Below are 15009 nucleotides of genomic sequence, written 5' to 3'. Positions count from 1 at the left end.
GGCATGCTGTCCGACGTCACGAGCTTCGCTTCGCTCGCCCCCGCCTATCCGGAACTGCTGCTGGCCGTAGGCGCCATCGTGGTGCTGCTGGTCTCGCTGTTCTGGAAGGGCATCAGCTCGACGGCGGTGTCGATCGTCGCCATCGTGCTGCTCCTTGTGGTACTGGCGGTGCTGCTGCTGCAGCCGGCGACCGGTGTGCTGTTCAACGGCGTGTTCATCGTCGACGGCTTTGCCCGCTACATGAAGGCGCTGGTGCTGGGCGGTGCGGCGGCGACGCTGCTGATCTCGCTGTCGAACAGCAAGGAGCACGGCATCGACAAGTTCGAGTACGCCGTGCTGGTGCTGCTGGCGACGCTGGGCATGATGATCATGGTTTCGGCCAATGATCTGATGAGCCTCTATATCGGCCTCGAGCTGCAGAGCCTGGCGCTCTATGTCGTCGCGGCGATGAAGCGCGAAGACAAGAAGGCCACCGAGGCCGGCATCAAGTATTTCGTGCTCGGTGCGCTGTCGTCCGGCATGCTGCTCTATGGCGCCTCGCTGGTCTATGGCTTCACCGGCACGACGCAGATCGACCAGATCGTCGCCGCCATCACGCTCGACAGCCGCTCGATCGGCCTGATCTTCGGCATGGTGTTCCTGCTCGCCGGTATCGCCTTCAAGATCTCGGCCGTGCCGTTCCATATGTGGACGCCGGACGTCTACGAAGGCGCGCCTACGCCGGTCACCGCGTTCTTTGCGGCTGCGCCGAAGGTTGCGGCGATGGCGCTGTTCATCCGCGTCACCACGGTCAGTTTCGCGCCGATCACCCATGACTGGCAGCAGATCGTCATCTTCCTCTCCATCGCCTCGATGGTGCTCGCCGCCTTCGCCGCGATCGGGCAGAACAACCTCAAGCGCCTCCTGGCCTATTCATCGATCGGCCATGTCGGCTTCGCGCTGGTTGGCCTTTCTTCCGGCACTGAGGCCGGCGTCGAGGGCGTTGCCGTCTATATGGCGATCTACATCGCCATGACGGTGGGCATTTTTGCCTGCGTGCTGGCGCTCAGGACCGAGAACGGCCCGGTCGAGACGATTTCCGAGCTTGCCGGGCTGGCGCAGAAGCGGCCGTTCGTCGCCGCCATCATCGCCATCCTGATGTTCTCGCTGATCGGGCTGCCGCCGCTGGCCGGGTTCTTCGCCAAGTGGCAGGTGTTCCTCGCCGCGGTCGAACAGAACCTGTTCATCCTCGCGGTGATCGGCGTCCTCGCTTCGGCGGTGAGCGCGTTCTATTACCTGCGGATCGTCAAGGTGATGTATTTCGACGAGCCGGTGGCGCAATTTGCCGCCGTGCCGGGCGAATTGAACGTGGTCATGGCCGGCATCGGCTTCCTGATCGTCACCTATTTCGTCACGGTGGGTTCGCCGCTGACCGCGGCTGCCAGTATTGCGGCCGGAAGCCTGTTCTAGTGGCAGGATTCTGGCTTGGGTCCAGGGCGGTCTCGCGCGGCTACAGGCTGAACGGCTTCGACAGCGTCGGTTCGACCTCGACCGAGGCGGCGAGGGCTGCCCAGGCCGGTGATATCGGCGATGTCTGGTTCTGCGCATTGCAGCAGAGCGCCGGTCGCGGCCGGCGCGGCCGACCGTGGCAATCGCCACACGGCAACCTTGCCGCCAGCCTGCTGGTGGTTCCCGATGTCGATCCGGCGATTGCCGCGACGCTCGGCTTCGTTGCCGGCGTGTCGCTGAACCAGGCTCTTGCTGGTATCGTGCCAGCTGGCCTGCTGAGAACCGGCATTGACGGCGCCGACATGGCCAACGGACGCATCGCGCTCAAGTGGCCCAATGACGTACTGGCCGACGGCGCCAAGCTCGCCGGCATTCTGCTCGAAGCGCACAAGCGCCCCGATGGCAGCATGGCCATCGTGGTCGGCATCGGCGTCAATGTGGTCGAGGCCCCCGAGGGCCTGCCATACCCGGCAACGTCGCTGCGCGCCCTCGGGCTCGATACTTCGGCAGAGACCGTGTTCGGCGCGCTGTCGGATGCCTGGGTCGATGCCGTGGAACTCTGGGACCGGGGTAGGGGCGTGACCCAGGTGCTTGAGCTGTGGCGCCGTTCGGCCGCCGGGATCGGCGCCGAAGTCGCGGTGAACCGCGATGGCGACATCGTGCGCGGCATTTTTGAAACAATCGACGAGGGCGGACGACTGATCGTTCGCGCCAATGACAACAGCCGAATTGCCATCACCGCCGGTGATGTGCATTTCGGCACGACCGCAAGCGTTAGGAACTGATCATGGCAAAGCCGAGACCCGATGAGCTCGTGTTCGTGCCGCTAGGCGGCGTGGGCGAGATCGGCATGAACATGGGCGCTTACGGCTTCGGGCCGGAGCGCGGCCGCAAGTGGATCGTGGTCGATTGCGGCGTCACCTTCGCCGGACCGCAGGAGCCGGGGGTCGAGCTGATCCTGCCCGATCCGGCCTTCCTCGAGGAGAATGCCGACGACATCCTGGCGCTGATCCTCACCCATAGCCACGAAGACCACTACGGCGCCGTGCTCGACCTGTGGCCGGCGTTCGATCGGCCGGTCTATGCCACCGCCTTCACTGAGGCGATGCTGAGCGCCAAGCGAGAGTCCGAGGGCATCGTCGAGGATATCGAAGTGAAGCCGATGCGGGTGGGCAAGCCCTTCACCGTCGGCCCCTTCACCATCGAGGCGATCAACGTCGCCCACTCGATCCCCGAGAGCTGTGCGCTCCTGATCACCACGCCGGTCGGTCGGGTCATCCATACCGGCGACTGGAAGCTCGACCCGCACCCGGTGGGCGGCCCGCCGACCGATGTCGGCCGCTTCGCCCGGATCGGTGAGGACCGTTCGACCCCGATTGCGCTGATCTGCGATTCCACCAACGCGATGAAGGACGGCACCAGCCCGTCCGAGGACGAGGTCGCGTCGACGCTCGAGGCGCTGATTGCTTCGTCGACGCACCGCGTCGCCGTCACCACCTTCGCCTCCAATGTCGGCCGGGTGATTTCGGTGGCCCGCGCCGCGCAGAAGGCCGGCCGCAAGGTGGTGATGTCGGGCAGGGCGCTGCACCGGATCAGCGGCATCGCGCGCGAACTCGGTATGCTGGAGGGGATCGATCCGTTCCTCGACCAGAACGAGTACAAGTCGCTGCCGCGCTCCAAGGTGGTGCTGCTGTGCACCGGCAGCCAGGGCGAGGCGCGCGCCGCCATCGCTCGCATTGCCCGCGAGGAGCACCCTGAGATTTCGCTCAATGCCGGCGACCGGGTAATCTTCTCGTCCTGGGCGATCCCGGGCAACGAGCGCGAAGTCATCGACATCCAGAACATGCTGATCGACCGCGGCGTCGACGTCATCACCCAGACGCACGGGCTGGTGCACACCACCGGCCACCCGCGCCGCGAGGAGCTGAAGCGGCTCTACGACCTGATCAAGCCCGAAGTGCTGGTGCCGGTACATGGCGAGGCTGCGCATCTCGAGGCGCATGCGCTGCTCGGCCGGCAGCATGGCATCGAGACGGTCGTTCACGCTCGCAACGGCGACATGGTGCGGCTGTTCCCGAACACCACGCAATTCCCCGGCGAGATTCGCGTCGGTCAGCTCTATCTCGACGGCAACGTGCTCTGCACGCCCGAGGAGAGCGGCGTGAAGGGGCGCCGCCGGCTCAGCTTCGGCGGCCATATCGTGGTCAGCCTCTGCGTCAATGCTTCGGGCCAGGTGCTGGCCGGACCGGAAACGGTGATCGAAGGTCTGCCGGATGTTGAGGATGACGATGAGTCGCTGCCCGATCTCGTCCGTCGTGCGGTAACAGGTACGCTCAAGTCGATTCCGCCCAAGCGCCGCAATGACCCTGAGCTGGTCAACACGGCGCTGCAGCGGGCGGTCCGCAGCGAGGTTTCGTCCTACTGGGGCCGCAAACCCAATGTAACGGTGTTCGTACACCGAGTCTGAGGCTCGCCATGCAAGTCGGAACGTTCCTCGCGATCTTCTTCGTCACCTGGTGGATCTGCCTGTTCCTGGTGCTGCCGTTCAAGGTGCGCAACCAGGTCGACGCGGGCGAGTGGATCGAGGGGACGGAGCGCGGGGCGCCGGCGGGAATTCTCCGGTTGTGGCCAAAGCTGCTGATCACCACCGTGCTCGCGGCTGTTGTCACCGGGTTGCTGCTGTGGGGGCTGACCGCCCCGTGGCTGCAGGAATACTGGCGGTAGGCTGGGGCGGGCACACGGTTTCCACGCACTCAGTGTCATCCCAGCGAAAGCTGGGACCCAACTCGCAGCCCGCGCAGGTGGATAGATGGGTCCCAGCTTTCGTTGGGATGACAGCCGGTGGGTGAGGAGGGGGCTAGCTTCCCTTTGTCTTCGTTCTCTTCCTCGTCTTCACCTTCGGCAGCGCATGCGCATAGGCCATCTCCAGCGCGGCCTTCAGCTCCTCGGCTGACAGCCTTGCCAGTATCGCCGTGGTCCAGCCCTGGCGACCCCAGCCATTGTCGATCGGTACGAACGCCTCGGGCGCCAGCATCGCCTTGAACTCCTGCTCGTCGGGCGTGAGTTTCAGGTTGGCGGTGAGCCCGTCGGCCGCGAGGGTGGCGTAGGTGCGGGCGACCTTGAAAGCCTGCCGATCGAAGTGCGGCGCCTCGGTCGTGCCGTCGAGCGCCAATGCAATTGCCCTGAAGTCAGAAGAAGTTGTCATCGATTCTTCATCCGCAAATGAAAAAAGCAGGGCCGGAGCCCTGCTTTGTAAAGTTTCTCGACAATACGCTGGTCTTAGGCACACGGTTAGGTGGCTGCCAACGCTCCTCCCTTGACGTTGTCGACGTCCGGCAACTTGCGGTTGCCTGTGTTCTTATGGCGACGGACCCTAACAACTGAATCTGGGGCTGCCAAGCGGATTCTGCATGGCAGCCATCGCATTTTTACATAGTATTCAAGTCATCATTTGGTAGGCCGCTCAGACTGCGCAAAAGTGCCGCAGAGCCAAGCGTTTGCCTAAGTTTCGCGCGCTTTTGCGGGCTCCACTTTGCCCCGCTTTGCGCTATAGGGATCGCAATTCCGAATCCGGCGCCATCGAGGACCGTACATGCGTTTGAGCCGTTACTTCCTGCCCCTCCTGAAGGAGACGCCGAAAGAGGCCGAGATCGTCTCGCACCAGCTGATGCTGCGCGCCGGCATGATCAAGCAGCAGGCCGCCGGGAGCTACTCCTGGCTGCCGCTCGGCTTCAAGGTGCTGAACAAGATCATCCGCATCATCGAAGAGGAGCAGAACCGCTCGGGCGCCGTGCAGCTGTTGATGCCGACCATCCAGTCGGCGGACCTGTGGAAGGAATCCGGCCGCTACGACGCGTATGGCAAGGAGATGCTGCGCCTCGAGGACCGGCACGAGCGCGACATGCTGTTCGGGCCGACCAATGAGGAGGTGATCACCGACATCTTCCGCACCTACGTGAAGTCCTACAAGGACCTGCCGCTGAACCTCTACCACATCCAGTGGAAGTTCCGCGACGAGGTGCGCCCGCGTTTCGGCACCATGCGCTCGCGCGAATTCCTGATGAAGGACGCCTACTCGTTCGATCTCGACGAGGCCGGCGCGACGCAGGCCTTCTACCGGATGTTCGTGGCCTACCTCAGGACCTTCCACCGCATGGGCCTCGTCGGGGTGCCGATGCGCGCCGATGCCGGGCCGATCGGCGGCGACTTGAGCTACGAGTTCCACGTGCTGGCCGAGACCGGCGAGAGCGCGGTGTTCCTCGACAAGCGCCTGGTGGACAAGCCGATCCCTGACATCGACATCGATTTCCGCAGCGACCTGACGCCGATCTTCAAGGATTGGACGTCGCTGTTCGCCGCCACCGATGAAATGACCGACGAAGCCGGCTTCAAGGCCGCGGTCGAGCCCGAGCATCAGCTCGCGGCCCGTGGCATCGAGGTTGGCCACATCTTCTTTTTCGGCACCAAGTATTCCAAGCCGATGAAGGCGACCGTGACCAACCAGGAAGGGCAGGCGGTTGAGGTGCAGATGGGCAGCTATGGCATCGGCCCGACCCGGCTGGTGCCTGCCATTATCGAAGCCTCGCATGATGATGCCGGCATCATCTGGCCGGTCAGCGTCGCGCCGTTCGAGGCCGTGGTGATCAACCTCAAGGTCGGCGACGCGGAGAGCGACCGGGCGTCCGAACGGCTCTACGACGATCTGACGCGCGAGGGCATCGATGTGCTGCTCGACGATCGCGACCAGGGCGCCGGCGGCAAGTTCGCCGCGGCCGACCTGATCGGCATCCCGTACCAGCTGATCGTCGGGCCGCGCGGCCTCAAGGATGGCGTGGTCGAAATCAAGCACCGCAAGTCGGGCGAGCGCGAAACGCTGTCGATCGAAGAAGCCGTCGGCCGGCTCAAGTCGCTGATCGTGCCGCAGCGGCGGGATAGCGTTTGAGCGTTTCCCCGCCTATCGCGGCGAAGCGGACAGGGCCGTTCTCGCGCTTCGAGTTCCTGGTGGCGGGCCGCTATCTGCGCGCCCGCCGCAAGGAGAAGTTCGCCTCGGTCATCGCGGTCCTGACGCTGTTGGGCGTGGTGCTGGGCGTTGCGACGCTGATCGTCGTGATGTCGGTGATGAACGGGTTTCGCACCGAGCTCCTGGGCAAGATCCTTGGCCTCAACGGCCATTTCGTGGTGCAGACCGCGGGTACGGGCTTCGACGGCTACGACGATGTGGTGACGCGCCTCGAAGGCGTCGAAGGCGTGCGCTACGCCATCCCCTATGTCGAGGGACAGGCGCTTGCCTCGGGCAATGCCAGCGCCACCGGCGTGGTGGTCCGCGGCATCAGCGAGGCCTCGCTGGCCAAGCTCGACCTGCTGCGCGAGGGCGCGGTGCTGGGCGGCTGGGACCAGTGGGATGGCAGCCAGGGCGTCGCCATCGGTCAGCGGCTGTCGGAGCGGCTGGGCGTGTCGCTGGGCGACCAGATCACCATCATCAACCCCAATGGCACGCCGACGCCGTTCGGCATGACACCAGCGGAACTGTCGCTGCCGGTGAACGTCATCTTCAATATCGGCATGCCCGAATATGACAGCTTCTATGTCTACCTGCCGATGCAGGAGGCGCAGGTCTATTTCCGGCTGTTCGAGGACAAGCTGAAGCCCGGGGTGCAGATGCCCGGGGTGATGGCGACCGACGAAGAGATCGATGCTGCCTATGAGCGTGCCTACAAGGTGAGCGGCGTCGAGGTTTTCGTCGCCGATCCCGACAACATTGCCGGGATGCGCGGCAAGCTGCAGGCGGCGCTGGACGGCGACTTCACCATCACCGACTGGCAGCAGCGCAACGCCACGTTCTTTTCCGCCCTGCAGGTGGAGCGGGTGGTGATGTTCGTCATCCTGTCGTTGATTATTCTCGTCGCCGCCTTCAACATCATCGCCAGCCTCGTGATGCTGGTGAAGGACAAGGGGCCTGACATCGCGGTGCTCAGAACCATGGGCGCGACGCGCGGCTCGATCCTCCGCATCTTTTCGATGACCGGTTTCGCCATCGGGCTGTCGGGAACCTTGCTTGGCCTGATCCTGGGGTTGGTGTTCGCGATCAACGTCGAAGCGATCCGCTCCACTGTCTCCAACCTCCTCAACATCTCGATCTTTCCGCCCGAGCTGTTCCTGATGTCGGCCCTGCCGTCGCGGGTCGATCCGGGTGAGGTGACGGTGGTGGTGCTGTTGTCGCTGGGCTTAACTTTCCTCGCAACCCTCTATCCGGCCTGGCGGGCGGCACGGCTCGATCCGATCGAGGGGTTGAACCAATGACCGATCGCGCCCCGGCTTCCGATCCCGGCCCGTTCTCGCGCTTCGAGTTCCTGGTGGCCGGCCGTTACCTGCGGGCCCGGCGGCGCGACCGCTTCGTCTCGGTGATCGCCGCGCTGACACTGACCGGTATTGCACTTGGGGTGGCGGCCTTGATCGTCGTGACCTCGGTGATGAACGGTTTTAATGCCGAGATCGTCAGCAAGCTGCTCGGCCTCAACGGCCACTTCTCGGCCTATCCGATCGAGGCGCGCTTCACCGACTACGAGAAGTCGGCGTTCCAGATTCAGAGCGTCGACGGGGTGGTCGCCGCGATCCCGTTTGTCGAGGGGCAGGCGCTGGCCTCCGGCGCCAAGGCCGATGCCACCGGGGCGATCGTCCGCGGTATCTCGCTGGACTCGGTCGAGAAGCTGAAGCTGCTGCATGACGGGGCGATCCTCGGGCACTGGGATGGCTGGGACGACGGCAACGGTGTCGCCATCGGGCGGCGCCTGGCCGAAAAGCTCAAGGTCAATATCGGCGACACCGTAACCCTGTTGAGCCCGGACGCATCGGGGTTGCAGAGCGGCGCCCGGCCGCGCACCCGGTCGTTCCCGGTGCAGGTGATCTTCGATCTCGGGATGACCGAGTTCGACAGTTTCTACCTCTACATGCCGCTCAGGCCGGCGCAGGACTATCTCGAGATGTTCGACCGGGTGCTGAAGCCCAATGCGAGCGTGCCACCGGTCGACGCGGACGAGGCTGACCGCGAGGCGGCGTATGACCGGATCTATCGCGCCACGGCGATCGAGGTGTTCATCGCCGATCCGAACGCGCTCGATGCGATGCGGCTGAAGATCGGCCAAGAGATCGAACGGCCGTTGATCCTCTCGGACTGGCGCCAGCAGCACCAGAACTTCTTCGATGCGCTGCAGACCCAGGGCAGCGTGATGTTCGTCATCCTGTCGATGATCGTTGTCGTCGCGGCGTTCAACATCATCTCCAGCCTGATCATGCTGGTGAAGGACAAGGGCACCGATATCGCGGTGCTGCGCACCATGGGCGCGACGCGCGGCTCGATCATGCGAATCTTCGGCATTGCGGGCGTGGCGATCGGCGTCGGCGGCACGCTGCTCGGCCTGGCCCTGGGGTTGGTGATTGCCGCCAATGCCGAGGCGATCCGGGCGTTCCTTTCGAGCGTGCTCGGCTTCACTATCTTTCCGCCCGAGGTGTTCTTCCTGTCCTCGCTGCCGAGCCGCACCAACCCATCCGAAGTGATCGCCATCGTTGCCGTCGCCATGGGCTTGTCCTTCCTTGCGACGCTCTATCCCGCCTGGCGCGCCGCCCAATACGATCCTGTCGAGGCCCTTCGCTATGAGTGATGTCCACCTGAAGCTCGCCAAGGTGCATCGCCATTACGGCGAGGGCGCCACGCTGGTGCGGGTGCTCGAGGCAGCTGACCTCGAGGTCAAGGGCGGCGAGCTCGTCGCGATCGTCGCGCCGTCGGGCGCCGGCAAGTCGACGCTGCTGCATATTTCGGGGCTGCTGGAGCGGCCGCAGGGCGGCGAGGTCGAGATCACCGGCGTGCCGACCAGCAAGCTCAACGAACGCGGCCGCACCGTGCTGCGCCGCGATACCATCGGCTACGTCTACCAGTTCCATCACCTCTTGCCGGAATTCTCGGCGCTCGAAAACGTCACCATGCCGCAGCTGATCGCCGGGCGGGACCGCGCGGCGGCCGAGAAGCGGGCCATGCAGCTGCTCGATATCCTCGGCATCGCGCCGCGGGCCCAGCATCGACCGGCCGAACTGTCGGGCGGCGAGCAGCAGCGCGTCGCCATCGCCCGCGCTGCGGCCAACCATCCGCGGATCATCCTCGCGGACGAACCCACCGGCAACCTCGACCCGGCGACCAGCGACGTGGTGTTCGAAGCGCTTGCCGCGCTGATCCGGGAAGAAGGCGCCGCAGCGCTGATCGCCACGCACAACCATGAGCTGGCGCGCCGGGCCAACCGGATCGTGACGCTGCGCGGCGGGCTGATCGAGCCGATCACGCTGTAGGCCGCTTGCGATCCAAACGGGAGGGAGGGTCGGCCACCAACTCGCCTCCCCACCGGCTGTCATCCCAGCTTTCGCTGGGATGACACCGAGTGGGTGGAACGAACGGTGTGGTCCTCCCCCCTCTAGCCGTCCGTCCGGACCTCGTCCTCATCGCCCTCGCTGGCGCGCCGCAAGCGCTCACGGTCGAGCAGGCTGTTTACCCGGGTCCTGAGGCCGCGGATCTGTCGGGCCTGGCGCTCATTGGTGTCCCGGAGCTGGCGGATGCGGGTCTCGGCTGCTTCCTGGTGGTTGATGTCCCACTCCCGCACCCGACGGACCACTACCTTGGTTTCAGGTGGCGGTTCGAGCAGCGTGTCCCAATCGGTCCCCAGCGACGCGACCAGCTTGTGTGCGGCGAGCGCGGCGGAGTCGCGTTCGCCTGGTTGGTCCGACCCGAGCAGCTTCAGGATGCGGACGAGTTTCTTGCGGGTGCGGGCATCTATCGCCATGGCCGAAGGGGTAACCGCATCGCTACGCGAAATCCAGCCGCCTCACTTCTCCCATCATGGGAGAAGTGCAAAACAGCAGGCTCCGCAGACTTTCACAGCTTAGCGCTTCGATGCCATCAGCGCCGTCACCTCGGCAAAGGTGATGGCGTCGTCCAGATAGGTGGCAGTGCCCGGGCCCAAGAGCTCCAGCGACGCATCCCTGAGGCCGGTGAGCGCGGCGCGGGCGAACGAGCTGCCGGTGCTCACCCGGCGCACGCCGGCCGCCGCCAGGTCGGCGAGAGAGTAGGGGGTGTTCTTCGCCCCCAGCACGACATTTACCGGCTTTGTCACCGATGCGCAGACTGTGCGGATGGCATCGAGGTTGGGCAAGCCCGGCGCGAACAGCACATCGGCGCCGGCTTTCTCATAGGCCTGCAGGCGGCGGATGGTGTCGTCGAGGTCGTTGCGGCCGTGGAGGAAATTCTCGGCGCGGGCGACGAAGGTGAATGGGAACGAGCGGGCATGCGCCGCCTCGGCCGCGGCGGCGACGCGCTCAACCGAGAGGTTGAAGTCGTAGATCGGATCGGCCGCGTTGCCCGTCGCGTCCTCGATCGAGCTGCCCACCAGGCCCACCTCGGCAGCGAGGCGCGTGGTTTCGGCGGCGTCCTCGGGCGTGTCGCCATAGCCGTTCTCAAGGTCGGCGCTGACCGGCAGGTCGGTCGCGGCGACGATCTCGGCAGCGTTGCGCAGGGCCTCATCGCGGCTGACGCTGCCTTCGCCGTCGCGGCGGCCGAGTGCGAAAGCCAGGCCGGCGCTGGTGGTGGCAAGCGCCGAGAAGCCGAAACCAGCGAGCAGGCGGGCGCTACCGGCGTCCCACGGGTTGGGGATGACGAACAGCGCGCCCTGGTGAAGCGCCTGGAAACGCTCGGCTTTCTGCTCTTGGTTCAACTCTCGTTCTCCTTGCGGCTTGGTGGATCGGCGACTCGCGCGTTAACCACGTATTCATGGCTAGGCCGATGGTGCTAGACAAGAACAAATTGAGAACATACAAGAACGGAACAGAAACTTTGGAGGTTCCGATGCTCTCTTTCGTCAAGGATCTGCTGGCTTTCGTCACTATCTGCGGCTTTTCGGTCGCCTCGCTGACCTGGATGGATATCGCTGCCCGACTCGTGTGACGAGCTGTGGATTGACGTCCTCGTGTGTGGCCGTGGTGCCGCCACGGGGTTAGGAACGACGAATGGCTGGCCCCGGCTTCATTCACCTGCATGTACACTCGGCTTACTCGCTCCTCGAGGGAGCGCTGCCGCTCAGCAAGTTGCTCGATCTCGCCAAGGCGGACAAGCAGCCGGCGCTCGGTATTGCCGACACCAATAACCTGTTCGGCGCGCTCGAGTTCTCCGAGAAGGCGGCGGGGAAGGGGATCCAGCCGCTGATCGGCGTCGAACTGGCGGTGGATTTCTCCGCCATGGAGGACAGCCAGGATCGCATGCAGGAGCGCGGCCATGATCGTGGCCGTTATGGCAAGGGCGGGCTGGTGCTGCTGGCGGCGTCAGAGACCGGCTTCGCCAATCTGTCCGGTCTCGTCAGCCGTGCTCACCTCGAGGGCGAGAATGGGCGCGCCGCCGCCAAGCTCGGCTGGCTGCAGCGCGAGGCGCTCGAGGGCATCATCTGTCTCAGCGGTGGCCCGGAAGGCGCGATCGACCCGTGGTTCGCCAATAATGTGGATACGATTGCGCTGGGTCGGCTCGACCGGCTGCGTGAGCTGTTCGGCGACCGGTTCTATATCGAGCTGCAGCGGCATGGCCGCCCGCAGGAAACGCTGAACGAAGCCAAGCTCCTCGATTACGCCTACGCCCGCGGCGTGCCGCTGGTCGCCACCAACGAGCCGTTCTATCCTGGCCCCTCCGACCATGAGGCGCATGACGCGCTGCTGGCGATCGCCGGCGGTACGGTGGTGGCGCAGACCGAACGCCGCAAGCTCACCGACCAGCACTATTTCAAGACCCGCGAGGAGATGCAAAAGCTCTTCGCCGACCTGCCCGAAGCGCTCGACAACACCATCGAGATCGCGCAACGCATCGGTTACCGGCCCAAGAAGCGCAATCCGGTGTTGCCGACCTTTGCCGCATCCCCCGGCCAATCGGCCGAGGAGGCGGTGGCGGCCGAGGCGCAGGCGCTCGCCCATATGGCGCGCACCGGCCTCGAGGAGCGGTTCCGCGTGGTCGGCGTCGCCCCCGGCAAGACCGAGGAAATCTATCGCGAGCGGCTGGAATACGAGCTCGGCATCATCGAGCGGATGAAGTATCCCGGCTACTTCCTGATCGTTGCCGACTTCATCCAGTGGGCCAAGGCGCAGGACATCCCGGTCGGCCCCGGCCGCGGTTCCGGCGCCGGCTCGCTGGTGGCCTATGCGACCACCATCACCGACCTCGATCCGCTCCGCTACAACCTGCTGTTCGAGCGCTTCCTCAACCCCGAACGCGTGTCGATGCCGGACTTCGACATCGACTTCTGCCAGGACCGCCGCGAAGAGGTGATCCGCTACGTCCAGCAGAAATACGGCGAGGCGCAGGTTGCGCAGATCATCACTTTCGGAACGCTGCAGGCACGCGCCGTGCTGCGTGACGTCGGCCGCGTGCTGCAGATGCCATATGGGCAGGTAGACCGCATTGCGAAGCTCGTGCCGGCCAACCCGGCCGACCCCTGGACGCTCGAGCGCTCGCTGAAGGAAGTGCCGCAGCTGAGGCAACTGGCCGACGAAGACGAGCAGGTCGGCGAGCTGCTGGCCATCGGGCAGAAGCTCGAGGGGCTCTACCGGCACGCTTCGACCCACGCTGCCGGCATCGTCATCGGCGACCGGCCGCTGCAGGAACTGGCGCCGCTCTACCGCGATCCGCGCTCGGATATGCCGGTCAGCCAGTACAACATGAAGTGGTCGGAGACGGCCGGGCTGGTGAAGTTCGACTTCCTCGGCCTCAAGACGCTGACCACCATCAAGCGCGCCGTCGACATGATCAATCGCAGCGGCGACGGCAAGTTCCGCATCGAAGACATCCCGATCGACGACGAGAAGACCTACAAGCTCTACGCCATCGGCGACACGGCGGGTGTGTTCCAGGTGGAAGGCGCCGGCATGCGCCGGGCGCTGGTCGACATGAAGCCCGACCATTTCGAGGACATCATCGCGCTGGTGGCGCTCTACCGCCCGGGCCCGATGGAGAACATCCCGCTCTTCAACGACCGCAAACACGGCCGCGAGGACGTGGAGTATCCGCACGAGGCGCTGAGCGAAGTCCTCGACGAGACCTACGGCATCATCGTTTACCAGGAACAGGTGATGCAGATCGCGCAGATCCTTTCCGGCTATTCGCTCGGCGAAGCCGATATGCTGCGCCGCGCCATGGGCAAGAAGATCAAGGCCGAAATGGATGCGCAGCGGGCGCGCTTCCAGGAGGGCGCGATCAGGTACGGCCTGAAAAAGGGCCTCGCCGACACCATTTTCGACCTGCTCGCCAAGTTCGCCAACTACGGCTTCAACAAGTCGCACGCCGCGACCTATGCGCTGGTCAGCTACCAGACCGCCTATCTCAAGGCGCATTATCCGCACGAGTTCTTCGCGGCGACCATGACGCTCGACATGGGCAACACGGATAAGCTCAATGAATTCCGCCAGGACGCCAAGAAGCACGGCATCGAGATCGTGCCGCCCTGCGTCAACCGCTCCGATGCGGTGTTCAACACCCACGACGGCAAGGTGTTTTACGCCATCGGCGCAGTGAAGGGCGTGGGCCAGGCGGTGGCCGAGCACATCATGGAAGCGCGCGGCGACAAGCCGTTCAAGGATCTGAGTGATTTCGCGTCGCGCGTCGACGCCAGGATCATCAATCGGCGGACGCTTGAGGCTCTCGTCAACGCCGGCGCGTTCGACCAACTGGTGCCACGTCGGGAGCAGGCTTTCACTGCCATCGACGCTATCGTCGCGACGGCATCCTCGATCAACAGCGATCGTGACACCGGTCAGCTCGGCCTGCTGGATTTCGATGGTCCTCCGCCGATCCTGCTCAATCAAGCCGTAACCAATTGGCTACCGGCCGAACGGCTGGCGCGCGAGCACGGCGCCATCGGCTTCCACCTTTCGGGTCATCCGCTCGATCAGTACGCCGAGCTGTTCGACCGGCTGCGGGTGACGCCCTACAGTGATTTCGAGCGGGCGGTAAAGGAAGCCGATGCACGGGCAGGGCGCATTGCCGGCACGATTGCGTCCCGTAACGATCGCCGTACCAAAAAGGGCACGCCGATGGCGATCCTCAGCCTGTCGGACGCGAGCGGCGGCTACGAGGTGATCGCCTTTTCCGAGCAGATCAGCCAGTTCTCCAATGTCCTGCAGCCAGGCAAGTCGGTGATCCTGACGGTTGAAGCCGATGAACGCCCCGACGGCATAAGCATTCGCCTGAACAAGGCCGAGCCGATCGAGGGCGCGGCTGAAAAGGTCGGTCGCCGCCTCACGGTGTTCGCAGGCTCCGAAAAGTGCCTCGCCCCGATCGCGTCGCAGCTCAAGCCCGGTGGCGAGGGGCAGGTCAGCTTCATCGTCATCCGCGATGCTGGGGCGAAGGAGTACGAGATCGAGCTCAGGGGCGGCTACCGCCTCAGCGCAGAGATCGCCGGCAGCATCAAGGCGATGGAAGGCGTGGTGGACGTCCGGCTGAACTAGGTC

General features: G+C 64.9%; 12 protein-coding genes. 9 read left to right on the top strand and 3 right to left on the bottom strand.

Translation table 11 applies throughout. The annotated features are described in order from the left end of the window. Positions 1-3 precede the first annotated feature (3 nt). From nuoN to ASC68_RS16640, 4 genes are read left to right on the top strand one after another with little or no spacing between them, the layout of a single operon-like run. The gene (nuoN, locus tag ASC68_RS16655) at positions 4-1449 is read left to right on the top strand and encodes an NADH-quinone oxidoreductase subunit NuoN (protein ID WP_055881631.1); all 1446 of its coding nucleotides are present in this window, start codon (positions 4-6) and stop codon (positions 1447-1449) included. After that, entirely contained in the window at positions 1449-2273 is an 825-nt protein-coding gene (locus tag ASC68_RS16650) for a biotin--[acetyl-CoA-carboxylase] ligase (protein WP_055881628.1), read from the top strand. The genes nuoN and ASC68_RS16650 overlap by 1 nt, the downstream gene beginning before the upstream one ends. A gap of 2 nt (positions 2274-2275) precedes the next feature. Further along, on the top strand, positions 2276-3955 hold the full coding sequence (locus ASC68_RS16645) for a ribonuclease J (protein ID WP_055881625.1): 1680 nt from the start codon (positions 2276-2278) through the stop codon (positions 3953-3955). Positions 3956-3963: 8 nt separating this feature from the next. Further along, positions 3964-4212 carry a DUF1467 family protein gene (locus tag ASC68_RS16640; RefSeq protein WP_055881622.1) on the top strand — a complete coding sequence of 83 codons (249 nt, stop codon included), beginning with the start codon at positions 3964-3966 and terminating at the stop codon, positions 4210-4212. A 133-nt stretch (positions 4213-4345) separates the two neighbouring features. Here ASC68_RS16640 and ASC68_RS16635 read toward each other — a convergent pair whose 3' ends face one another. Next, positions 4346-4693: an MmcQ/YjbR family DNA-binding protein gene (locus tag ASC68_RS16635; protein WP_055881619.1), complete on the bottom strand. Its 348-nt coding sequence runs from the start codon at positions 4691-4693 to the stop codon at positions 4346-4348. Between the two features lie 387 nt (positions 4694-5080). Between ASC68_RS16635 and proS the strand changes: the two genes are divergently transcribed. The 4 genes from proS to ASC68_RS16615 are packed head-to-tail and all read left to right on the top strand — an operon-like array spanning position 5081 to position 9825. Continuing rightward, positions 5081-6430, top strand: coding sequence for a proline--tRNA ligase (gene proS / locus ASC68_RS16630; RefSeq protein ID WP_055881614.1), 1350 nt, complete (start codon positions 5081-5083; stop codon positions 6428-6430). Then, a complete protein-coding gene (locus ASC68_RS16625; RefSeq protein WP_055881611.1) occupies positions 6427-7788 on the top strand; it encodes an FtsX-like permease family protein in 1362 nt (453 codons plus the stop codon). The genes proS and ASC68_RS16625 overlap by 4 nt, the downstream gene beginning before the upstream one ends. Next, a complete protein-coding gene (locus tag ASC68_RS16620; protein WP_055881609.1) occupies positions 7785-9146 on the top strand; it encodes an ABC transporter permease in 1362 nt (453 codons plus the stop codon). Before ASC68_RS16625 ends, ASC68_RS16620 begins: the two co-directional genes overlap by 4 nt. Next, complete coding sequence (locus tag ASC68_RS16615) at positions 9139-9825, top strand: ABC transporter ATP-binding protein (protein WP_055881605.1); 687 nt, start codon at positions 9139-9141, stop codon at positions 9823-9825. Before ASC68_RS16620 ends, ASC68_RS16615 begins: the two co-directional genes overlap by 8 nt. Before the next feature lie 122 nt (positions 9826-9947). Here the strand turns inward: ASC68_RS16615 and ASC68_RS16610 are convergent, their stop codons facing one another. Together ASC68_RS16610 and ASC68_RS16605 are read right to left on the bottom strand one after the other, a co-directional pair. Beyond that, positions 9948-10313, bottom strand: coding sequence for a hypothetical protein (locus ASC68_RS16610; RefSeq protein WP_055881601.1), 366 nt, complete (start codon positions 10311-10313; stop codon positions 9948-9950). Between the two features lie 99 nt (positions 10314-10412). Next, the gene (locus ASC68_RS16605; RefSeq protein WP_055881599.1) at positions 10413-11240 is read right to left on the bottom strand and encodes an isocitrate lyase/phosphoenolpyruvate mutase family protein; all 828 of its coding nucleotides are present in this window, start codon (positions 11238-11240) and stop codon (positions 10413-10415) included. 292 nt (positions 11241-11532) lie between these two features. On the opposite strand from ASC68_RS16605, the gene dnaE reads away from it, so the two are divergent. Further along, the gene (gene dnaE, locus ASC68_RS16600) at positions 11533-15006 is read left to right on the top strand and encodes a DNA polymerase III subunit alpha (RefSeq protein ID WP_055881596.1); all 3474 of its coding nucleotides are present in this window, start codon (positions 11533-11535) and stop codon (positions 15004-15006) included. Positions 15007-15009: the final 3 nt, after the last annotated feature.

This window comes from Devosia sp. Root105, assembly GCF_001424865.1.
In the GTDB taxonomy this organism is placed as follows: Bacteria; Pseudomonadota; Alphaproteobacteria; order Rhizobiales; family Devosiaceae; genus Devosia_A.
This window is presented reverse-complemented; position numbering and strand designations above follow the sequence as displayed.

What these genes read in the sequence shown, in the direction of transcription:
- nuoN (WP_055881631.1), top strand. Translation starts at nt 4, where the DNA reads ATGCTGTCCGACGTCACGAGCTTCGCTTCGCTCGCCCCCGCCTATCCG.
- ASC68_RS16620 (WP_055881609.1), top strand. Translation starts at nt 7,785, where the DNA reads ATGACCGATCGCGCCCCGGCTTCCGATCCCGGCCCGTTCTCGCGCTTC.
- proS (WP_055881614.1), top strand. Translation starts at nt 5,081, where the DNA reads ATGCGTTTGAGCCGTTACTTCCTGCCCCTCCTGAAGGAGACGCCGAAA.
- ASC68_RS16615 (WP_055881605.1), top strand. Translation starts at nt 9,139, where the DNA reads ATGAGTGATGTCCACCTGAAGCTCGCCAAGGTGCATCGCCATTACGGC.
- ASC68_RS16635 (WP_055881619.1), bottom strand. Translation starts at nt 4,693, where the DNA reads ATGACAACTTCTTCTGACTTCAGGGCAATTGCATTGGCGCTCGACGGC.
- dnaE (WP_055881596.1), top strand. Translation starts at nt 11,533, where the DNA reads ATGGCTGGCCCCGGCTTCATTCACCTGCATGTACACTCGGCTTACTCG.
- ASC68_RS16640 (WP_055881622.1), top strand. Translation starts at nt 3,964, where the DNA reads ATGCAAGTCGGAACGTTCCTCGCGATCTTCTTCGTCACCTGGTGGATC.
- ASC68_RS16610 (WP_055881601.1), bottom strand. Translation starts at nt 10,313, where the DNA reads ATGGCGATAGATGCCCGCACCCGCAAGAAACTCGTCCGCATCCTGAAG.
- ASC68_RS16645 (WP_055881625.1), top strand. Translation starts at nt 2,276, where the DNA reads ATGGCAAAGCCGAGACCCGATGAGCTCGTGTTCGTGCCGCTAGGCGGC.